Annotated in this window: 15 protein-coding genes; 13 read left to right on the top strand and 2 right to left on the bottom strand. The window is 60.5% G+C overall.

The features are described from left to right. Positions 1–212 precede the first annotated feature (212 nt). Positions 213–1,607 carry a PhoH family protein gene (locus J3P88_RS06195; RefSeq protein ID WP_186705150.1) on the bottom strand — a complete coding sequence of 465 codons (1,395 nt, stop codon included), beginning with the start codon at positions 1,605–1,607 and terminating at the stop codon, positions 213–215. 335 nt (positions 1,608–1,942) lie between these two features. Further along, positions 1,943–3,067: a polysaccharide deacetylase family protein gene (locus J3P88_RS06190; protein WP_250962857.1), complete on the bottom strand. Its 1,125-nt coding sequence runs from the start codon at positions 3,065–3,067 to the stop codon at positions 1,943–1,945. Positions 3,068–3,366: 299 nt separating this feature from the next. Here J3P88_RS06190 and yaaA point away from each other — a divergent pair, with 299 nt between their 5' ends. From yaaA to J3P88_RS06125, 13 genes are all read left to right on the top strand, one after another. Continuing rightward, positions 3,367–4,146 (top strand): peroxide stress protein YaaA, encoded by a 780-nt coding sequence (gene yaaA / locus J3P88_RS06185; RefSeq protein WP_434574435.1) that lies wholly within the window; start codon positions 3,367–3,369, stop codon positions 4,144–4,146. Positions 4,147–4,956: 810 nt separating this feature from the next. Beyond that, the gene (locus J3P88_RS06180; RefSeq protein WP_053124910.1) at positions 4,957–6,273 is read left to right on the top strand and encodes a nucleotide sugar dehydrogenase; all 1,317 of its coding nucleotides are present in this window, start codon (positions 4,957–4,959) and stop codon (positions 6,271–6,273) included. Positions 6,274–6,373: 100 nt separating this feature from the next. Further along, complete coding sequence (gene alg8 / locus J3P88_RS06175) at positions 6,374–7,855, top strand: mannuronan synthase (RefSeq protein ID WP_411385554.1); 1,482 nt, start codon at positions 6,374–6,376, stop codon at positions 7,853–7,855. A 35-nt stretch (positions 7,856–7,890) separates the two neighbouring features. Beyond that, entirely contained in the window at positions 7,891–9,060 is a 1,170-nt protein-coding gene (locus tag J3P88_RS06170) for an HlyD family efflux transporter periplasmic adaptor subunit (protein WP_434574434.1), read from the top strand. 15 nt (positions 9,061–9,075) lie between these two features. Beyond that, positions 9,076–10,560 carry an alginate biosynthesis TPR repeat lipoprotein AlgK gene (algK, locus tag J3P88_RS06165; protein ID WP_434574433.1) on the top strand — a complete coding sequence of 495 codons (1,485 nt, stop codon included), beginning with the start codon at positions 9,076–9,078 and terminating at the stop codon, positions 10,558–10,560. 5 nt (positions 10,561–10,565) lie between these two features. Continuing rightward, positions 10,566–12,056, top strand: a complete 1,491-nt coding sequence (locus J3P88_RS06160) for an alginate export family protein (protein WP_411387551.1) — start codon at positions 10,566–10,568, stop codon at positions 12,054–12,056. Between the two features lie 26 nt (positions 12,057–12,082). Next, positions 12,083–13,675: a mannuronan 5-epimerase AlgG gene (algG, locus tag J3P88_RS06155; RefSeq protein WP_434574432.1), complete on the top strand. Its 1,593-nt coding sequence runs from the start codon at positions 12,083–12,085 to the stop codon at positions 13,673–13,675. 11 nt (positions 13,676–13,686) lie between these two features. Continuing rightward, complete coding sequence (locus J3P88_RS06150) at positions 13,687–15,138, top strand: alginate O-acetyltransferase (protein ID WP_186705144.1); 1,452 nt, start codon at positions 13,687–13,689, stop codon at positions 15,136–15,138. A gap of 11 nt (positions 15,139–15,149) precedes the next feature. Next, on the top strand, positions 15,150–16,286 hold the full coding sequence (locus tag J3P88_RS06145) for a mannuronate-specific alginate lyase (protein ID WP_186705143.1): 1,137 nt from the start codon (positions 15,150–15,152) through the stop codon (positions 16,284–16,286). 221 nt (positions 16,287–16,507) lie between these two features. Beyond that, complete coding sequence (locus J3P88_RS06140) at positions 16,508–18,073, top strand: MBOAT family O-acyltransferase (RefSeq protein ID WP_434574431.1); 1,566 nt, start codon at positions 16,508–16,510, stop codon at positions 18,071–18,073. Positions 18,074–18,084: 11 nt separating this feature from the next. Beyond that, positions 18,085–19,260 carry an alginate O-acetyltransferase gene (locus tag J3P88_RS06135; RefSeq protein WP_186705141.1) on the top strand — a complete coding sequence of 392 codons (1,176 nt, stop codon included), beginning with the start codon at positions 18,085–18,087 and terminating at the stop codon, positions 19,258–19,260. 14 nt (positions 19,261–19,274) lie between these two features. Beyond that, complete coding sequence (locus tag J3P88_RS06130; RefSeq protein WP_186705140.1) at positions 19,275–19,940, top strand: alginate O-acetyltransferase AlgF; 666 nt, start codon at positions 19,275–19,277, stop codon at positions 19,938–19,940. A gap of 217 nt (positions 19,941–20,157) precedes the next feature. Next, positions 20,158–21,609: a mannose-1-phosphate guanylyltransferase/mannose-6-phosphate isomerase gene (locus J3P88_RS06125; protein WP_186705139.1), complete on the top strand. Its 1,452-nt coding sequence runs from the start codon at positions 20,158–20,160 to the stop codon at positions 21,607–21,609. Positions 21,610–21,619 lie beyond the last annotated feature (10 nt).

Genomic DNA, 21,619 nt, shown 5'->3' with positions numbered 1-21,619 from the left:
GGGCTGATTGTCGCACCTTGTGATGACTGTTATTTCCCAAACACTGCAAATCCCATCTGTGGGAGCGGGCTTGCTCGCGAAGGCGGTGTGTCAGGCAACATATAGGTCAACTGGTGCACCGCCTTCGCGAGCAAGCCCGCTCCCACAAGGGGGTTATGTGTCAGGCATTAAAAAACCGGACGACGGTGAGGTCGCCCGGTTTTTATGATTAGTTACAGATGGGATTCGGCGTATTCGGCCAGGATTGAGCGCGGTACGCCCTGCAGGGTGATGTGGACCCCGTTGGGGAAGTCCTTGAAACGTTCGGTCAGGTAGGTCAGCCCGGAGCTGGTCGCGGACAGGTACGGGGTGTCGATCTGCGCCAGGTTACCCAGGCACACCACTTTGGAACCGGCACCGGCACGGGTGATGATGGTTTTCATCTGGTGCGGGGTCAGGTTCTGGCATTCGTCGATCAGGATCAGGCTCTGCTGGAAGCTGCGCCCGCGAATGTAGTTGAGGGATTTGAACTGCAACGGCACTTTGCTGAGGATGTAGTCGACGCTGCCATGGGTGCTTTCATCATCCATGTGCAAGGCTTCGAGGTTATCGGTGATCGCCCCCAGCCACGGCTCCATTTTCTCCGCTTCGGTACCGGGCAGGAAACCGATCTCCTGGTCCAGGCCCTGCACGCTGCGGGTGGCGATGATGCGCCGGTAGCGTTTGCTGACCATGGTCTGCTCGATAGCGGCGGCCAGGGCCAGGATGGTCTTGCCGGAACCGGCGGCGCCGGACAGGTTGACCAGGTGGATATCCGGATCGAGCAAGGCGAACAGCGCCAGGCTCTGGTAGATGTCACGAGGCTTGAGGCCCCACGCCTCTTGATGCAAAAGCGGTTCCTGGTGCAAATCCAGGATCAGCAATTTGTCGACCTGGATTTCCTTGATCCAGCCGACGAAGCCTTGTTCGTCGATGATGAATTCGTTGATGTGCACCGCCGGCAGGTTGTCGATCAGTTGCACCTGGTGCCAGGTGCGGCCATGGTCCTGGCGGGTCTCGACCTTGCTCACACGGTCCCAGAAGGAACCGGTCATGTTGTGGTAGCCATTGGGCAAGAGCGAAACGTCGTCGACCAGTTGGTCGGTGCTGTAGTCCTCCGCCGCGATCCCGCAGGCGCGTGCCTTGAGGCGCATGTTGATGTCTTTGGTCACCAACACCACGGCCTGGTCCTTGTTGCGCGCGTGCAGGTCGATCAACTGGTTGATGATGATGTTGTCGTTCAGGTGTTCAGGCAGCACCAGGTTGGGTTCGGTGCGCTTGCTCATCAGGATCGAGAGCAGGCCCTTGGGGCCACTTTTTCCACGCTGGATCGGCACGCCGAGTTCGACATCTTCCGGGGATGCATCGCCCAGGGTCTTGTCGATCAGGCGGATCGCCTGCCGGCATTCGGCCGCAACGCTGTGGTGCCCGCTCTTGAGCTTGTCCAGCTCTTCAAGCACGGTCATCGGGAGGGCAACGTGGTGTTCTTCGAAGTTCAGGAGCGCGTTTGGATCGTGGATCAATACGTTGGTATCGAGTACATAGAGGATTGGCTGGTTGGAGGAAGGGCTACGTCCGTGGTCATCCATACTCGGTCACCTATGTGGGGGCCATTCGACGCAATACCGTGACAGTGCTGCGCCTCGAGGTAGCCACCGAATTCACCCGCGAGGATTCAGGTGAACTGCACACAATTGGGTCTTGGAAGACGCCACCTGTGTTGCAGGTTTCGGCGGTCTGACTTCTTGATACTCCAAAACACATGACAGGAAAAAGCACTTTGACGTTTTTTTGAAGTTTATTTTTCAGAGTGACGAATAACCCTTGGCGTACCGTCATTGCGCCGTTAAAGTCGGAAGTCCGGTTGTCACGAATGTGGCCCGGGTTTTCCTCCCTCCCCAATGTTTCCGGGCTTTTTCCGGTTTCAGCGAAACGCTTCCTGGCAGTCCGCCCAACCGATCCCGCTCTGCGCCGTCTGCGCCATGAGCCAGGGCATTGCCGTTTTCACCCCATCCTGCTTGGCGTTGAAATTGATCACCCCGTGACGCCATAGCAGCATCAGGGTCAGTACACGCTGGGCGCTTTGCTCAGGCTTGAGCCGATTGCCGCTGTCCTGGGGATCGATGTCCCACAGCGCCACTTGCAGGCCCTGCTGCCGGAAAAACCCTTCGGCATCGCCTCGACGCTGGCCTTGGGGCGGACGGAACAGCGGTACGTAATTCTCGGGCAACTTGCCTTTTACCAGCTCGACACTGCGCCGGACCGAGTCTTGCCAGTCCTGCCAATGGCTGTGGGAACGAAACTCCCAGCCCTGCACACCCACGCACTGCCCCGCATACAACATTTGGAGGCTGTTGGCCGAGCGTTCCTCCAGCCGCGCCTGGATGTCCTTGCCCAGCACGAAAAAAGTGCCGTTCATGTTGGCTTTGCGCAGGTAATCGGTCAGCCACGGGGTGTTGTCCGGCACCACGTTGGCGGCGCTGTCGAAGGTCAGCAGGAACAGCCGATCGTTCATGTTCTCGCCATTGCGCTCGTAGTCGCCAAAACGAGCGACTTCACTGCTGGTTTGCGGAAAAAGCGCGGCTTTACGCAGCAGTTCATCGCGATATTGGGTATGGAAAATCTGGCTCGGCGCCGCCCATTTGATGTAGTAGGAGTTGTCATCCAGATGGAACCTGCGAGCCTCTTCGCGCAGGGTGGCCATGTCCTCGACCAAATAACAGAAAGAAGCATCCTGATCGCAACTGCGCTGGGCAAAGTTGTAATTGGCCAGCAGCCGCTGCCACAGCCGTGCGCGAAGCGCGTCGACCGCAGCCATGTTGACCGTGCGCAACCCCAAGTACTGCTTGAGCGCGATTTCATCCATGGCATCGATATCCAGCAGGCCCCGGGCGAACATCAGGATCTCGGCCCGCGAGGCCACGTCGAACAGCGTCGGGCTGGTAAGTTGTTCCGGCCAGGTGCTGCGGTCCAGGGTGGCGACGTCGTTGGGCGCGGCACTGGCACCCAGGCTCAACAACCAGGCCGATAACAGAAGGGCGATGCGCAAAAGGGATGTCTCCATAACGAAACCCGCGCGGCATGATAGCTGATCCTGACGTGTCCCCCTTGCGCAAACTTGGCGGACAAGCCCTTGTGGCGAGGGAGCTTGCTCCCGCTGGGCTGCGAAGCGGCCCCAGAATTTTTGCGGTCGCTGCGCAACCGAGCGGGAGCAAGCTCCCTCGCCACAAAAGCGCCTGCCCAGGAGAGCAACCATCCAAACACGCCCATCCATCACCTATCACCCCAATAGCTGGAGTCCACCCGGACAACCCCCTAGAATCGCCGCACCTTCAAGGAGACGATTGCATGCTGATGGTGATTTCCCCCGCCAAGACCCTCGATTACGAAACACCGCCGGCCACCGCGCGTTTCACTCAGCCGCAGTACCTGGATCACTCCCAGGAACTGATCCAACAGCTACGCGAATTCTCGCCGGCACAGATCAGCGAGCTGATGCACGTCTCCGACAAGATCGGCGGCCTCAATGCCGCGCGATTCGGCAGCTGGACACCGGCGTTCACCCCGGCCAACGCCAAGCAGGCGCTGCTGGCCTTCAAGGGTGATGTGTATACCGGCCTCGATGCGCAAAGCCTTGGCGAAGCCGATTTCGACTATGCCCAGCAACATTTGCGCATGCTCTCCGGCCTCTATGGCCTGTTGCGGCCACTGGACCTGATGCAACCCTATCGCCTGGAAATGGGCACGAAGCTGGCCAACGCCCGGGGCAAGGACCTGTATGCCTTCTGGGGCACGCGCATCAGCGAATGGCTGAACGAAGCCTTGGCCGACCAGGGCGACGACATACTGCTGAACCTGGCTTCCAATGAGTACTTCTCGGCGGTCAAGCGCAGCGCACTGAAAGCGCGCGTCATCGATACCGAATTCCGCGACCTGAAAAACGGCCAGTACAAAATCATCAGCTTCTACGCCAAGAAAGCCCGGGGCCTGATGAGTCGTTTCGTGATCGAGGAACGGATCAACGACCCTGCGGCACTCAGCCAATTCGACGTGCAAGGCTATCGTTTCAACCCCGAGCAATCGAGCCAGAACAAATTGGTGTTCCTGCGCGATCACGCTCCCGAATAAGGCACCCCCTTATATCGTTCTCTGATCGGGGGCTTCGATCAAGCCCCGATCTGTCATCTTAGTTCCTCGCCTGTTTCGCCAGTTTCATGGCGTCAATAAATCGCCCCGCTCCCCCGCTAACTTTTCTTTCACTCGACACTCGTCAGTTTTTTGCGTAGTGGCACCGATTTTTTTCATCGGTAGTGGCACAAAAATATCTCAGCTCATTAACTCCCCATTTATAAAGGCCAAAACGGCAAGTGCCATCATCTTGAGAGCAGTGCCATCTTCGATAATATTTCGAAAAATTTCGAAAATCGCGATGAGCGGATCGGAACTATGTGAAATCGCACGGCTCATACCACCCGTAACGATTCTTCGCAGATCTGTAGGAGATAACTTACACAGGACGTCGAACGGATTAACCAAGTTGTCACGACAACTTAGCGAAACGGTCGTCTAATTGGATCCACCCTTAAAGGATGGGAGATAACGCACCATTACTATCCCCTACAAGGCCAAGGCTGCGCCCCTATAACGTGCTCACCCGAGCACACAAGCTTCTGATTTTGTGGGCTTTTCGCCAGGGATTGGAAGTGAAGGACCTTTGCACGAGCGTTCCCGACAACGAGGACTGGCTGCATAACAGGGCAGGTCATAACAACTAGGCCGCTTTGCGCACAACTTGAGTGCAATTATTTAGACACTCGGAACTTAGTATGCCTGCACACGGCACTGTGGCGCCTGCATTCCACACTTCCGAGTGCACGATGACCGCTGAACACTATTAACTCCGGCCATTTAATGGCGTGAAAAACAGAGGTAAATGCGATGCGCATTAGCATATTTGGTTTGGGTTACGTCGGTGCAGTATGTGCCGGTTGCCTGTCTGCACGGGGCCATGATGTAGTTGGCGTAGATGTCGCCAAAGACAAAATCGACATGATCAACGCGGGCAAATCGCCGATCGTTGAACCTGGTCTTGGCGAGCTATTGGCGCAAGGCATTCAAACAGGCCGACTGCGCGGTACAACCAACTTCGCCGAAGCCATTCGTGATACTGACTTGTCGATGATTTGCGTCGGCACACCCAGCAAAAAGAACGGTGACCTGGAACTGAACTACATCGAGGCCGTGTGCCGCGAGATCGGTTTTGTCCTGCGTGACAAGACCACCCGCCACACCATCGTGGTTCGCAGCACCGTATTGCCGGGCACGGTGGCAAACGTTGTCATCCCAATCCTGGAAGACTGCTCCGGCAAGAAAGCCGGCGTCGATTTCGGTGTCGCGGTCAACCCTGAATTCCTGCGCGAAAGCACCGCGATCAAGGACTACGACCAGCCGCCAATGACCGTGATCGGTGAGTTCGACACCGCTTCCGGCGACGTTCTGCAGTCGCTGTACGAAGAACTCGACGCGCCGATCATCCGCAAGGACATCGCCGTTGCCGAGATGATCAAGTACACCTGCAACGTGTGGCACGCCACCAAGGTGACCTTTGCCAACGAGATCGGCAACATCGCCAAGGCCGTCGGCGTCGATGGTCGTGAAGTGATGGACGTGGTCTGCCAGGACAAGACCCTGAACCTGTCCCAGTACTACATGCGTCCAGGCTTCGCCTTCGGCGGCTCCTGCCTGCCCAAGGACGTTCGTGCCCTGACCTACCGCGCCGGCGCCCTGGACGTGGAAGCACCGCTGCTCAACTCGTTGATGCGCAGTAACGAATCCCAAGTGCAGAACGCCTTCGACATCGTTTCCAGCCACGACAAGCGCAAAGTCGCGCTGCTGGGCCTGAGCTTCAAGGCCGGCACCGACGACCTGCGTGAAAGCCCGTTGGTAGAACTGGCGGAAATGCTGATCGGCAAGGGCTTCGACCTGAAGATCTACGACAGCAACGTCGAATACGCCCGCGTCCACGGTGCGAACAAGGACTACATCGAGTCGAAGATTCCTCACGTCTCGTCCTTGCTCAACGCCGACTTCGACTCGGTGATCGACAGCTCCGACATCATCATCCTGGGCAACCGCGACGAGAAGTTCCGCGCGCTGACCGAAAACGTACCGGAAGGCAAGCAGGTCATCGACCTGGTCGGCTTCATGTCCAAGGCCACCAACCCGAGTGGCCGGACCGAAGGCATCTGCTGGTAAGTCTGTTTGCCGGCCGGGGCATGCCCTGGCCGGCCTTTCGCCTGCCTTAACCCATCGGGCCGCCCACAAGGCCCGCCCGAGATAGAGACGGATGCAGATTATGCACAGGCTAAAGCACGGCCTGCTTCAGGCCGCCGGTTGGCTGTTTTACATGAGTTTATTGATGGGCATCGCCATGGCGCTGCCCACGTCCACGTTCGACTCCGAATCCAAGGATTTCATCTTCCTGATCGGCGCCGTGGGCATCTGGCGTTACTCCATGGGAGCGACGCATTTCGTGCGCGGCATGATCTTCCTGTACATCGTCTACCCGCACCTGCGCCGCAAGGTCCGCAAGCTGGGCAAGGCGGCGGATCCGTCCCATGTGTACCTGATGGTCACCAGCTTCCGGATCGACGCGCTGACTACGGCCCAGGTCTATAGCTCGGTTATTCGCGAGGCCATCGACTGCGGGCTGCCCACCACCGTGGTCTGCTCCATCGTGGAAATGTCCGATGAACTGCTGGTCAAGAGCCTCTGGGCCCGCATGAACCCGCCAGCGCGGGTCAAGCTGGACTTCGTGCGCATTCCCGGCACCGGCAAGCGCGACGGCCTGGCCTTCGGCTTCCGCGCCATCTCCCGTCACTTGCCGGACGACCGCGCCGTGGTGGCGGTGATCGACGGCGACACCGTGCTCGCCGAAGGCGTCGTGCGCAAGACCGTGCCGTGGTTCCAACTGTTCGGCAATGTCGGCGGCTTGACCACCAACGAGTTCTGCGAAGTGCGCGGCGGCTACATCATGAGCGAGTGGCACAAGCTGCGCTTCGCCCAGCGGCACATCAACATGTGCTCCATGGCGTTGTCCAAGCGCGTGCTCACCATGACCGGGCGCATGTCGGTATTCCGCGCCACCGTGGTCACCAACCCGGACTTCATCGCCGATGTGGAAAGCGACTCGCTGCAACACTGGCGCCTGGGCCGCTTCAAGTTCCTGACCGGCGATGACAAGTCGAGCTGGTTCAGCCTGATGCGCCTGGGCTACGACACCTTCTACGTGCCCGATGCGGCGATCAACACCGTCGAGCATCCGCCGGAGAAGAGCTTCATCAAGGCCAGCCGCAAGCTGATGTTCCGCTGGTACGGCAACAACCTGCGGCAGAACTCCCGGGCTTTGGGCCTGGGCATGCGGCGTCTGGGCCTGTTCACCTCGGTGGTGCTGTTCGACCAACGGGTGTCGATGTGGACCTCGCTGCTGGGCCTGACCGTGGCCTTGATCGCCAGCTTCAAGTACGGCACCGCGTTCATCCTGGTGTACCTGCTGTGGATCGGCATCACCCGGTTCCTGCTGACCCTGCTGCTGTCGTGCTCCGGACACAAGATCGGCCCTGCCTACCCGGCGATTCTCTATTACAACCAGATCGTCGGTGCCCTGGTGAAGATCTACGTGTTCTTCCGCCTCGACCAGCAGTCCTGGACTCGCCAGCCCACCCACCTGACCCGTGATCTCGCCAGCTTTCAACGTTGGTTCAACACTTGGTCGTCTCGGACCATGACCTTCTCCGCCGGCAGCATTTTTGTCGCCGTGCTGCTGACGATGGTCTGACCGGACTTGAATGAATTAACTAGGAAATCGCCCCTATGAACACCGCCGTGAATGTCAACGTAGTGCATGAATCCGAAGCCCAGCGCCAACACGCCCGGGTCAAAATCCCGGCCAAGCTGCGCTTCTTCGGTCCCGACCGCACGCCCATGGAAGTCAAGGTCCTGGACCTGTCCGCCGGCGGGCTGTGCTTCAACGCCGGCCAGCTGCCGCTCAAGATTGGCGAGACCTACAAGGCTCGCCTGCAATTCGTCATCGACAACCTTGGCCTGGCCATGGACGTGGAATTGCAGATCCGCTCCTACGACCGCGAGACCGGCCGTACCGGTTGCCAATTCCAGAACCTGGAGCCGCGGGACATCTCGACACTGCGTCACATCATCACCTCGCACCTGGCCGGCGACATCGTCGGCGTCGGCGACGTGCTGGCGACCCTGCAGCGCGACAACTTCACCAAGGCTCGCAAGCAGAAAGACGACAACGGCGGCATGAGCGCCTTCGGTCGCCTGCGCGCCGTGACCTTCAGCCTCGGGATCTTCATCGTTGGCCTGGCGGCGTTCGGGTTCATCTTCAAGTCGGTGTATGGCATGTACTTCGTCAGCCACGCCCAGGCAGGCCTGGTGAACGTACCGGGCATGGCGATCACCATGCCGCGCGACGGCACTGTGCAGAGCCTGGTCAAGGCCGACGGCGTGGCCGCCAAGGGCGCCCCACTGGCGACCTTCAGCACCAGCATGCTCGATGTGCTCAAGGGTCACCTGGACGACAACCAATTGCAGCCGTCCAAAGTCGAAGAGCTGTTCGGCAAGCAAATGACCGGCACCCTGACGTCGCCGTGCGACTGCATCGTGGCCCAACAACTGGTTGCCAACGGTCAGTACGCCAGCAAGGGCGACGTGATCTTCCAACTGGTTCCACGGGGCACTGAGGCCAACGTCGAAGCGCGTTTCTCCTATCGCCAGTTCGGCGACGTGCGCCCAGGCACGCCGGTCAGCTTCCAGGTCGCCGGCGAAGACACCACCCGTACCGGCAAGATCGTCAGCAGCACCAGCCTGAAAAGTGCCGACCTGTCCTCCGATATCCGTGTGCTGATCCAGCCTGACGAACCCCTGGACAGCGCGCTGGCCGGCCGTCCGGTAGAAGTCACCAGCGACCGTGGCCCGAACCTGAACTGGCTGATCGACAAAGCCATGGCCGTCGGTATTTAAGTCGAGGATATGCCCGTGACCATTATAAAAATCCTGAACAGCCCACAGGCCCTGTGGGAGCGAGCCTGCTCGCGAAAGGATCCACGCGGTCAGGATGATATGCCGCAAGCTCGTTCCCAGATGGGAACACTGTGTGCCTTGGCACTGGCCGTCAGCCTGGCCGGTTGCGCCGGCCTGCCCGATCAACGCCTGGCCAACGAAGCCCTCAAGCGCGGCGACACGGCGCTGGCGCAGCAGAACTACCAGCAACTGGCCGACCTGGGCTACAGCGAAGCCCAAGTAGGCCTGGCCGATATCCAGGTGGACAGCCGCGATCCCGAACAGATGAAAAAAGCCGAGGCGACTTACCGCGCCGCGGCCGACATCTCGCCGCGGGCCCAGGCGCGCCTGGGTCGCCTGCTGGTGGCCAAGCCCGGTTCCACCGAAGCGGAAAAACACGAAGCCGAAGGCCTGTTGAAGAAAGCCTTCGCCAACGGCGAAGGCAACACCCTGATCCCGCTGGCGATGCTGTACCTGCAATATCCCCACAGCTTCCCGAACGTCAACGCCCAGCAGCAGATCAGTCAATGGCGCAGCGCCGGTTATCCGGAAGCGGGCCTGGCGCAAATCCTGCTCTACCGCACCCAAGGCACCTACGACCAGCACTTGGATGAAGTCGAGAAAGTCTGCAAGGCCGCGCTGGCGACCACGGACATCTGCTACGTCGAACTGGCCACCGTCTATCAGAAACGCGGCCAGCCGGAACAGCAGGCCGCGCTGCTCAAGCAAATGCAGGACGGCCACGCCCGTGGCGTCGTTTCCGCCCAGCGCGTGGACAGCGTCGCCCGCGTCCTGGCCGATGCCAGCCTGGGCAAGACCGATGAAAAGACCGCCCAATCGCTGCTCGAAGGCATCGCCCCTGGCTACCCCGCTGCCTGGGTCAGCCTGGCGCAACTGCTCTACGACTTCCCGGAACTGGGTGACGTCGACAAGATGATGCAGTACCTGGAAAACGGCCGCGCCGCCGACCAGTCGCGCGCTGATCTGTTGCTGGGCAAGCTGTACTACGAAGGCAAGTGGGTCCCGGCCGATGCCAAGGTCGCCGAGGCGCATTTCCAGAAAGCCGTGGGCCGTGAAGTGGCCGCCGACTATTACCTCGGCCAGATTTATCGCCGCGGTTACCTGGGCCAGGTGTACTCGCAAAAAGCCCTGGACCACCTGCTCAAGGCCGCCCGCAACGGCCAGAACAGCGCCGACTACGCCATTGCCCAGCTGTTCTCCCAGGGCAAGGGCACCAAGCCCAACCCGGTCAACGCGTATGTGTTCAGCCAGTTGGCCAAGGCGCAGAACACCCCGCAAGCCACCGAGCTTGCCCAAACCCTCGAAGCACAATTACCGCCGGAACAACTTGCACAAGCGCAACGCCTGCTACAACAAGAGCAGGCCATTCGCGGCGCAATGAGCCCCGATACGCTTGAACTGCAAGCCCTAAAAGAAGATGACGGCGAGGAACCTCTATGAAGCTTTTGAAGCTCAATCCTTTTGTACAGGCTGGTATTGGCCTGTCGTTTGCCCTGTTGTGGTCCAGCCCGACCCTGGCGGCCCTGACTGACACCAAGAACTTCGGCCTGGAAGTGAAGATCACCGGCCAGTCCGAAGACGACCGTGACCTCGGCACCCAGAGCGGTGGCGACGTCAACGGTGTCGGCCTGGACCTGCGTCCATGGGTCTACGGCGAAAGCGAAAGCGGCGCCTGGAGCGCCTACGCCATGGCCCAGGCCGTGACGTCCAGCGACATCATCGAGACCGACACCCTGCAGCAGTCCGATGGCAACACCCAGCAAACCGACAGCGGTGATCGCGAAGCCAAGAAAAGCTACCTGGCCATGCGCGAGTTCTGGATCGGCTACCGTGGCCTGACCCCTTACCCGGGCGAGCAGTTGAAGTTCGGTCGCCAGCGCCTGCGCAACGACGACGGCCAATGGCGCGACACCAACATCGAAGCCCTGAACTGGACCTTCGACACCACCTTGCTGCGGGCCAACCTCGGCGTGGCCGAACGGTTCAGCGAATACCGCACCGACCTCAAGGAACTGTCCCCCAAGGACAAGGACCGCATGCACGTCTACGGCGACGTGGGCTACCAGTGGATGCCAGGCCAGTGGGCCGGGATCCGTGCCCACCACTCCCATGACAGCGGCAGCCTCGATTACCCGACCCCGGGCGAAGCCACCGACACCCTGGACAAGACCGAGAACGGTGACTTGACCTGGCTGGGCCTGGAAGCCAACAGCGACGCCTACAACTGGCGCAACACCAACACCGTCAACTACTGGGCGAGCCTCACCGGCATGACCGGCGACCGCGACACCGTCAACCCGCTCAACGCCGACGGCACGCGCCCAACAGAAGCCAAGCACAGCGATGACGTCGACGGCTGGGCCACCGACCTGGGTATCCGTCTGCGTCTGGACCCGCAATGGCAAGTCGGTGCGGCCTATGCCCGCGCCAGCGAGGACTACGAGCAGAACGGCCTGCAAAGCAACCGCTCGAACTTCACCGGCACCCGCTCGCGCGTGCACCGTTTCGGCGAAGCGTTCCGCGGCGAAATGGCCAACACCCAGAGCGCCAGCCTGTTCGGTTCCTGGCAATTGCGTGACGAATACGACGCAAGCCTTGTGTACCACAAGTTCTGGCGCGTGGACGGCAACAAGCCGGTGGGCAGCAACGGCATCAACGCCGTGGAAAACAACACCGACGACGTGACCGGCGCGATCCTGTCCACCTCGACCCTGCCGCTGCGTGATGGCGACAAGGACCTGGGCCAGGAAGTCGACCTCGTCGTTACCAAGTACTTCAAGCAAGGCCTGCTGCCGGCCGCGCTGAGTCAGTCCATTGATGAGCCGTCGGCGCTGGTGCGCTTTCGTGGCGGCGTGTTCAAGCCAGGCGACGCCTACGGCAAAGAGGTCGATTCGTACATGCATCGCGCCTTTGTCGACGTGATCTGGCGCTTCTGATGCGAATGGCCATGGGAGTGCCCGATATGAACCGCTACCTCAGGAACAGCCAGGCGATGAAAGGTTCGATCAGCCTGTTGGTCGCAGCGATGCTGCTGGCCGGCTCGCCGGCGTTCGCCAACGTTGAACCGGTGGTCAAGCCGGGCAACGTGGCCAAGGAACTGCAACAAGCCAAGACCTACACCGTCAGCAGCGCGCCGACCGCACCGCTGGAGCTGGCCGCGCCGACCCTGCCCGACCTCAAAGGCTATACGCCCGAAGCGGTCGCGGCCAAGATCGTGCGCAGCAAGCCCGGCAAGATCAGCGTGCGCCGGATGATGCAGGAAAACGCCTTGAAGGACTTCATCGGCGGCGACAACAAGATGGCCGAGTGGGTGGTGCGCCAGCGCGGCATCCCACAGGCCATCTTCATCGACGATGGCTACATGAACCTCAAGGACCTGGTCAAAAAGGTGCCCAAGCAGTACCTCAGCGAAACCTCGCCAGGCGTATTCCTGGCCAGGATTCCGATTGTGGTCGGCGAGAAAGGCATCCTTGAGATCGACAAGCAAACCCAGGAATTGCGCCTGTCCCAGGAGGGCGGCGCATTCCTGATCAACGATGGCCGGATGTTCATCCGCGACACCAAGGTCACCGGCTGGCGCGAAAAGGAAAACGGCCCTGCCACGTTCCGCTCGCCCAATGAATTCCGTCCGTTCCTGCTGTCCTGGGGCGGCACCGAGACCTACATCGTCAACAGCAAGATGGCCAGTTTCGGCTACGCCAACAGTAAGTCGTACGGGGTGAGTATTTCCCAGTACACGCCGAACATGGCCAAGGTCCTCAAGCGCCCGGAACCGACCGGTTGGATCATCGGTTCCGAGTTCTCGGACATGTGGTACGGCTTCTACTGCTACGAAACCAACGACTTCGTGGTCAAGGGCAATACCTACAAGGACAACATCGTCTACGGCATCGACCCCCACGACCGTTCCCATCGGCTGATCATTGCCGACAACACCGTCTACGGGACCAAGAAAAAGCACGGGATCATTATTTCCCGTGAGGTCAACGACAGTTTCATTTTCAACAACCGCAGCTATGACAACAAACTCTCGGGCCTGGTGATCGACCGTAACAGCGTGAACAACCTGATCGCCTACAACGAGATCTACAAGAACCACACCGACGGCATCACGCTGTACGAGAGTGGTGACAACCTGCTGTGGGGCAACAAAGTGATCAGCAACCGCCGCCACGGCATCCGGATTCGTAACAGCGTGAACATCCGCCTCTACGAAAACGTGTCCATGGCCAACGGCCTGACCGGTCTCTACGGCCACATCAAAGACCTGTCGGACACCGACCGGGACATCAAGCTCGACCCGTTCGATACCGAAGTGTCATTGATCGTGGTGGGTGGCGAACTCGCCGCCAATGGCAGCGGCCCATTGTCCATTGACTCGCCCTTGAGCGTTGAGCTGTACCGCGTGTCCATGCTCGCGCCGACCAAATCCAGCGGCATCAGCTTCACGGGGATCCTTGGCGAGCGCCAGGATGAAATTCTCGACCTGTTGGTGCGCCAGCAGAAAGCCGTGCTGATCGACCCTGTCGAACGCCAGACCGAAATGCGGGACTGAGGATGACCTTTATGAACCCACAGATGATCAAACTTTTGGGCCTGTCCGCCCTGACTGCCGGCATTCTCGCCGCTGCAAGTGGCGCGCGCGCCGATGAAGTCAAGGCACCGAGCTTCACCGCCGAACCGTGCTGCAACCTGTGCCCGGCGGCCCATGACGCGAAGAACTACACCACGCGCTACCAGCAGAACTTCACCACGCTGGTACAAGCCCAGGGCGATTGGCTGTTCCGGACCCAGGAAGACCTGCGCACCGAATTCAACACCACGCCGGCCGGCTACAAGCGCCTGCAGCAGTTGCACGATGCGTTCAAGGCCAAAGGCGTCGAGCTGGTGCTCGTCTACCAGCCGACCCGGGGCCTGGTGAACCGCAACAAGCTCAACCCGCAGGAAAAAGCCGCTTTCGACTATGAGAAAGCCCTGGCCAACTACAAATCCATGCTCGGCCGTTTCGCCCAGATGGGTTATGTGGTGCCGGACCTGTCGCCGCTGACTAACGAAAACCTGCCCGAAACCCTGCCGGCCCACGATTTCTATTTCCGTGGCGACCAGCACTGGACCCCATACGGCGCCCAGCGCACCGCCAAGGTCGTGGCCGAGAAGGTCAAGCAGATCCCGGCCTTCGCCGACATCCCCAAGCGTGAGTTCGAGACCAAGAAGTCCGGCCGCATGGGCAAGACCGGCACCCTGCACAACATGGCCGGGCAGCTGTGCGGCACCAGCTACGCGATCCAGTACATGGACCAGTTCACCACCGAACCCAAGGGCGAGGCCGGCGACGGCGACCTGTTCGGCGATTCCGGCAACCCGCAGATCACCCTCGTGGGCACCAGTCACAGCGGCAAGAACTACAATTTTGCCGGTTTCCTGGAAGAAGCCATCGGCGCCGACATCCTCAACGTCGCCTTCCCCGGCGGTGGTTTCGAGGGCGCGATGATCCAGTACCTGGGCAGCGAAGAGTTCCAGAAGAACCCGCCGAAGATTCTCATCTGGGAATTCTCGCCGCTGTATCGCCTGGACCAGGAAACCATCTACCGCCAGATGATGGCGCTGCTGGACAACAACGGTTGCGAAGGCAAGCCGGCCCTGATGAGCAGCAAGGCCAAGCTCAAGCCGGGCAAGAACGAATTGATGGTCAACAGCCAGAACATGGATCTGCGTAACGGCAGCCACCAGGTCGACATCCGCTTCGCCGACACCTCGGTGAAAACCTTGCAAGCCACCCTCTGGTACATGAATGGGCGCCACGAGGACATCAAGATCGAAAAACCGAATACCTCCGACACCGACGGACGTTTCGCCTTCCAATTGCGTACCGACGAGGACTGGGCCTCCCAGAACCTCTTGGCTCTAGAGGTCCAGGGTCCTGAAGCCGGCAAGGAGCCACTGCAAGTGGAAGCGAAAGTCTGCAAACGCAACGCATCTCCGCAAGCCGGGCAACAAACGGCTCAAATCGGACAATGAGGTCTCGTCTCATGACCAGTACCACGCGCACCCGAACGTTGAAAACGCTGCTGGCGCCCTCCCTGCTGACCCTGGCGATGTTCGCCGGGGCCACGCAGGCGGCGGCCCCGCTGCGCCCGCCACAGGGTTACTTCGCACCGATCGAGAAGGTCAAGGCCGGCGAAGCGGCCAAAGGTTGCGACGCCACGCCGACGCCCTACACCGGTTCCCTGCAATTTCGCAGCAAGTACGAGGGCTCCGACAAGGCCCGCGCGACGCTGAACGTGCAATCGGAAAAAGCCTTCCGCGACAGCACCGCCGACATCACCAAGATCGAGCGTGGCGTCAGCAAGCAAGTGATGCAGTTCATGCGTGACGGCCGCCCCGAGCAACTGGAATGCACGCTGAACTGGCTGACCGCCTGGGCCCAGGCCGATGCGTTGATGTCCAAGGACTTCAACCACACCGGCAAGTCCATGCGCAAATGGGCGTTGGGCAGCATGGCTTCGGCCTATGTGCGCCTGAAGTTCTCCGAGTCCCGTCCGCTGGCCAATCACCCGGAGCAGGCGCAATTGATCGAAGGCTGGTTCAGTCGGATGGCCGACCAGGTGGTCAGCGATTGGGACAACCTGCCGCTGGACAAGATCAACAACCATTCCTACTGGGCTGCCTGGTCGGTGATGGCCACCTCCGTGGCAACCAACCGCCGCGACCTGTTCGATTGGGCCGTCAAGGAATACAAGGTCGGCGTCAATCAAGTCGACGCCGAAGGCTATTTGCCCAACGAACTCAAGCGCAAGCAACGGGCCCTGTCCTACCACAACTACGCCCTGCCGCCATTGGCGATGATCGCCAGTTTCGCCCAGGTCAACGGCGTCGACCTGCGCCAGGAAAACAACGGTGCGCTCAAGCGCCTGGGCGACCGGGTGCTGGCCGGGGTGAAAGACCCGGACATCTTCGAAGAGAAGAACGGCGAAGAGCAGGACATGAAGGACCTGAAGGTCGATTCGAAATTCGCCTGGCTCGAACCGTTCTGCAGCCTCTACACCTGCTCGGAGGACGTGCTGGAACGCAAGCACGAAATGCAACCGTTCAAGACCTTCCGCCTCGGCGGGGACTTGACCCGGGTGTATGACCCTTCGCGGGAGAAAGGCGAGAAAGGGAGCTGACACCGTACCCCTTGCCTGGCGGCAAACCCATTGTGGGAGCGGGCTTGCTCGCGAATCGGTCTGACATCCAACAATGATGTCGACTGATACACCGCCTTCGCGAGCAAGCCCGCTCCCACAGGGGCAGTGTCAGACATGAACTGTATACGCCCCCCGGTTTTCATGGGGGGGGTTGGGGGGGCTCTGGCCCTTGACTGTTGATTCAACATGGAGAGATCGGGATGGTATTTTCATCCAACGTGTTCCTGTTCCTGTTCCTGCCGATCTTTCTCGGCTTGTACTACTTGAGCGGGCAACGCTATCGCAACCTGCTGCTGCTGATCGCCAGCTACGTGTTCTATGCCTGGTGGCGCGTGGACTTCCTCGCGCTGTTCGCCGGCGTGACCCTGTGGAACTACTGGATCGGCCTGAAAGTCGGCGCCGCCGGCGTGCGCACCAAACCGGCCCAGCGCTGGCTGTTGCTCGGCGTGGGCGTGGACTTGGCGATCCTGGGCTATTTCAAATACGCCAACTTCGGCGTGGACAGCCTCAATGCGATCATCACCGGCTTTGGTCTGAACCCGTTCATCCTGACCCACGTGCTGTTGCCGATCGGGATCTCGTTCTACATCTTCGAGTCCATCAGCTACATCATCGACGTCTATCGCGGTGACACACCGGCGACTCGCAACCTGATCGACTTCGCGGCATTCGTGGCGATCTTCCCGCACCTGATCGCCGGCCCCGTGTTGCGTTTCCGCGACCTGGCCGACCAGTTCAACAACCGCACCCACACGCTGGACAAGTTCTCCGAAGGCTGCACCCGCTTCATGCAGGGCTTCATCAAGAAAGTGTTCATCGCCGACACCCTGGCGGTGGTGGCCGACCATTGCTTCGCCTTGCAGAACCCGACCACGGGCGATGCCTGGCTCGGCGCCCTGGCCTACACCGCACAGCTGTACTTCGACTTCTCCGGCTACAGCGACATGGCCATCGGCCTGGGCCTGATGATGGGTTTCCGTTTCATGGAAAACTTCAAGCAGCCCTACATCAGCCAGTCGATCACCGAGTTCTGGCGCCGCTGGCACATCAGTTTGTCGACCTGGCTGCGCGACTACCTCTACATCACCCTGGGCGGTAACCGCAAAGGCACGCTGATGACCTATCGCAACCTGTTCCTGACCATGCTGCTCGGTGGTCTGTGGCACGGCGCGAACATCACCTACGTGATCTGGGGTGCCTGGCACGGCATGTGGCTGGCCATCGAAAAAGCGGTAGGCATCGACACCAACCCACGCAGCATCAACCCGATTCGTTGGGCGCTGACCTTCCTGCTGGTGGTGATGGGCTGGGTGATCTTCCGCGCCGAAAACCTGCACGTGGCCGGTCGCATGTACAGCGCGATGTTCAGCTTCGGCGACTGGTCGCTGTCGGAACTGACCCGCGCCAACCTCACCGGCCTGCAGATCGCCACGCTGGTAGTGGCCTACGCCACCCTCGCCTTCTTCGGCCTGCGGGACTTCTACACCAACCGTCCACCGGTCAAGACCAAGCCTGAGGTCAATACCGAAGCCAACGGCCCGGCCACCGCGCAACCGGGAATGATCAGGGCCGTGCCGGGTGACAACCCAGCGGCGATCCACGAGCCGGGCTACACCGTCGGCGTCGAGGCCCAAGTGCAACCGGCCTACTGGACCGTGGACTGGTCACGCTACGTGATGCGCGCCCTGGTGCTGCTGCTGTTCATTGCCTCGATTCTCAAACTCTCGGCGCAAAGCTTCTCGCCGTTCCTTTACTTCCAGTTCTGAGGGATCTGAACATGACCCGCTCATTACGCATCTTTTACATCGCACTGTTCATGCTGATTTTGACAGCGCTGGGCCTGTGGTCGATGCGCAGCTTCTTCGGCTTCAGCACCAACCCCGACGCGACCGTGCTCAACGGGCGCTGGGCCAAGGCCGTGGAAACGCACTACGACGAAGAGTTTCCGATCAAGCGCCTGGGCACCAACATCTGGGCCGCGCTGGATTACAAGCTGTTCAACGAGGGCCGCAAAGGCGTGGTCCTGGGCCGCGACCAGTGGCTGTACAGCGACGAAGAGTTCAACCCGATCGTCAACGAAGACCAGAACCTGCAAGGCAACTACGCGCTGATCGAAGGCGTGCGCCAGAAGCTCAAGGAGCAAGGCATCACCCTCGTCATGGCGATCGTGCCGGCCAAGGCGCGGCTGTACCCCGAGCACCTGGGTGAAGTGAAGCCTTCGAGCATTCACGCCAACCTGTACCAGGACTTCCATGCCCGCGTGGCAGCGGACAAGATCGTCGCCCCTGACCTGCTCGCCCCGCTGCAGCAGGCCAAGCAAAGCGGCCAGCAAGTGTTCCTGCGCACCGACACCCACTGGACACCGGAAGGCGCGCAAATTGCTGCGGAACATCTGGCCAAAGCCATTGCCGAACGCACACCACTCAATGGCGAACCACAGCGTTTCGTCACTGAGCCGGCAGAAAAAGTCATTCATAAAGGCGACCTGCGTCAGTTCCTGCCGCTGGACCCGCTGTTCGAAAACCTGATGCCGGCCCAGGAGCCGCTCGTCAAGCGCAACACCCGCGAAGCCGACGACCAGCCGGCCAGCGATGACGCACTGTTCGCCGATGCCCAGGTGCCCGTGGCCCTGATCGGCACCAGCTACAGCGCCAACCCCAACTGGAATTTCGTCGGTGCGCTCAAGCAAGCCCTGCACAGCGACGTCGTCAACTACGCCGAAGACGGCCATGGGCCGATTCTGCCGATGCTCAGCTACCTCAAGAGCGATGCCTTCAAGAACAGCCCGCCACAGGTGCTGATCTGGGAGTTCCCTGAACGTTATCTGCCCGTGAACAACGAGATCGGCGACGCCGATCCGCAGTGGGTCGCCGAGCTCAAGCAGGCCGGCGCCCGCCAACAGAACGTAGCTGCTAACACACAATCCGAGACGCCCGACCGGGCGCAAAACTGAAAGAGAGGTCCACCATGACTTTCAACACTACTCCTCGCCGTCTCGCTGCTCGCTCCTTCAAGGCCGTTGCCCTGGTCGCCAGCATGAGCGCCCTTTCCTTCTCGGCCTTCGCCGGTGACTCGGCCCTCTACGGTCCGGTCGCGCCAAAAGGCTCGAGCTTCGTGCGGGTGTACAACGCCAGCAACGCCGAAGTCAGCGCCACCGTCGGCAGCACCAACATCAGCGACGTAGCCCCCCTGGCCAGCAGCGACTTCAGCTTCATGCCCGGTGGCGACTACAGCGCCAAGGTCGGCAGCCAGTCCGTGCCGGTGAAACTGGCCTCCGATCACTATTACACCCTGGTCAACAACGCCACCGGCCAGCCGCAACTGATCGAAGAGCCACCGTTCAAGAACAAACAGAAGTCCCTGGTCCGCGTACAGAACCTCAGCGACAAGGCACTGACCCTCAAGACCGCCGACGGCAAGACCGAAGTGGTGCCGAACGTGGCCGCCAAGGGCCGTGGCGAACGTGAAATCAACCCAGTGAAAGTGTCCCTGGCCCTGTTCGAAGGCGACAAGAAAGTCGGCGACGTCAAGCCCGTGGCCCTGGAGCGCGGCGAAGCGGCCGTGCTGTACGTCACCGGTTCAGGCAGCAGCCTGTCGCCAGTGTGGGTGAAACGCCCAGTGTCGACCCGATGATGAATTCACCTGATTGACGCTGTACCCCTGTGGGAGCGGGCTTGCTCGCGAATACGGTCTCACATTCAACATTGATGTTGGCTGAACCACCGCTTTCGCGAGCAAGCCCGCTCCCACCCTGAATCGGGGTGTCAATCGGGTACGGAACAACAACAAGAGAGTGAAACGACAGAACGCAGTAGCTCTAACAACCATTTCGCTTCAAGGAGTAACAAACATGATTCCGGTGATCTTGTCAGGTGGTAGTGGCTCACGTCTTTGGCCGCTTTCGCGCAAGCAATTCCCTAAACAGTTCCTGGCCTTGACCGGTGAACACACCCTGTTCCAGCAGACCCTCGAGCGCCTGGTGTTCGAAGGCATGGACACGCCGATCGTGGTCTGCAACAAAGACCACCGTTTCATCGTCAACGAGCAACTGAGCGCCCGTAAGCTCGAAACCCAGCGCATCCTGATGGAACCGTTCGGCCGCAACACCGCTCCGGCCGTGGCGCTGACCGCGATGATGCTGGTCAACGAAGGCCGCGACGAGCTGATGCTGGTGCTGCCGGCCGACCACGTGATCGACGACCAGAAAGCCCTGCAACGCGCCCTGGCCCTGGCCACCGTGGCCGCCGAGCGTGGCGAAATGGTGCTGTTCGGCGTACCGGCCACCAAACCGGAAACCGGCTACGGCTACATCAAGTCGACCAACGATGCGCTGCTGCCCGAGGGCGTGAGCCGCGTCTCGCACTTCGTCGAAAAACCCGACGTCAAGCGTGCCACCGAGTTCGTCGAGGCCGGCGGTTATTTCTGGAACAGCGGCATGTTCCTGTTCCGCGCCAGCCGCTTCCTCGAAGAGCTGAAAAAGCACGATCCGGACATCTACGACACCTGCCTGCTGACCCTGGAGCGCAGTGAGCAGACCGCCGACACCATCACCTTCGACGAAGCCACCTTCGCCTGCTGCCCGGACAACTCCATCGACTACGCCGTGATGGAAAAGACCCAGCGTGCCTGCGTCGTACCGCTGTCGGCTGGCTGGAGCGATGTCGGCTGCTGGGCGTCGCTGTGGGAAGTCAACGAGAAAGACGCCAATGGCAACGTCACCAAGGGCGACGTCGTCGTCCAGGACAGCCGCAACTGCATGATCCACGGCAACGGCAAGCTGGTGTCGGTGATCGGCCTGGAAAACATCGTGGTGGTCGAAACCAAGGACGCCATGATGATCGCCCACAAGGACAAGGTCCAAGGCGTGAAACAGATGGTCAACACCCTCAACGCACAGGGCCGTACCGAGACTCAGAACCACTGCGAAGTCTATCGTCCGTGGGGTTCCTATGACTCGGTGGACATGGGCGGGCGCTTCCAGGTCAAGCACATCTCGGTCAAGCCGGGTGCGTGCCTGTCGCTGCAGATGCACCACCACCGCGCCGAACACTGGATCGTCGTCAGCGGCACCGCTGAGGTGACCTGCGACGAGAACGTGTTCCTGCTCTGCGAAAACCAGTCGACCTACATCCCGATCGCGTCGGTGCACCGCCTGCGCAACCCGGGCAAGATCCCGCTGGAAATCATCGAAGTGCAGTCCGGCAGCTACCTGGGCGAAGACGACATCGAGCGTTTCGAGGATATCTACGGTCGCTCCACCCCGATCGAACGTGGCGTGTCGGTGAAGACCATCGCACAGTAACCCGCAGCAA

The sequence above is a fragment of the Pseudomonas sp. Z3-6 genome (genome assembly GCF_051131985.1).
Classification (GTDB): Bacteria; Pseudomonadota; Gammaproteobacteria; order Pseudomonadales; family Pseudomonadaceae; genus Aquipseudomonas; species Aquipseudomonas zanjanensis.
Note: the sequence above shows the minus strand (reverse complement) of the source record. Positions and strands in the feature narration are given on the sequence as shown.

Excerpts from the sequence above, each read along its gene's own strand:
- J3P88_RS06140 (WP_434574431.1), top strand. The coding sequence starts at position 16,508 with ATGGTATTTTCATCCAACGTGTTCCTGTTCCTGTTCCTGCCGATCTTT.
- J3P88_RS06125 (WP_186705139.1), top strand. The coding sequence starts at position 20,158 with ATGATTCCGGTGATCTTGTCAGGTGGTAGTGGCTCACGTCTTTGGCCG.
- J3P88_RS06170 (WP_434574434.1), top strand. The coding sequence starts at position 7,891 with ATGAACACCGCCGTGAATGTCAACGTAGTGCATGAATCCGAAGCCCAG.
- J3P88_RS06195 (WP_186705150.1), bottom strand. The coding sequence starts at position 1,607 with ATGGATGACCACGGACGTAGCCCTTCCTCCAACCAGCCAATCCTCTAT.
- yaaA (WP_434574435.1), top strand. The coding sequence starts at position 3,367 with ATGCTGATGGTGATTTCCCCCGCCAAGACCCTCGATTACGAAACACCG.
- J3P88_RS06135 (WP_186705141.1), top strand. The coding sequence starts at position 18,085 with ATGACCCGCTCATTACGCATCTTTTACATCGCACTGTTCATGCTGATT.
- alg8 (WP_411385554.1), top strand. The coding sequence starts at position 6,374 with ATGCACAGGCTAAAGCACGGCCTGCTTCAGGCCGCCGGTTGGCTGTTT.
- J3P88_RS06145 (WP_186705143.1), top strand. The coding sequence starts at position 15,150 with ATGACCAGTACCACGCGCACCCGAACGTTGAAAACGCTGCTGGCGCCC.
- J3P88_RS06150 (WP_186705144.1), top strand. The coding sequence starts at position 13,687 with ATGAACCCACAGATGATCAAACTTTTGGGCCTGTCCGCCCTGACTGCC.
- J3P88_RS06180 (WP_053124910.1), top strand. The coding sequence starts at position 4,957 with ATGCGCATTAGCATATTTGGTTTGGGTTACGTCGGTGCAGTATGTGCC.
- algG (WP_434574432.1), top strand. The coding sequence starts at position 12,083 with ATGAACCGCTACCTCAGGAACAGCCAGGCGATGAAAGGTTCGATCAGC.
- J3P88_RS06130 (WP_186705140.1), top strand. The coding sequence starts at position 19,275 with ATGACTTTCAACACTACTCCTCGCCGTCTCGCTGCTCGCTCCTTCAAG.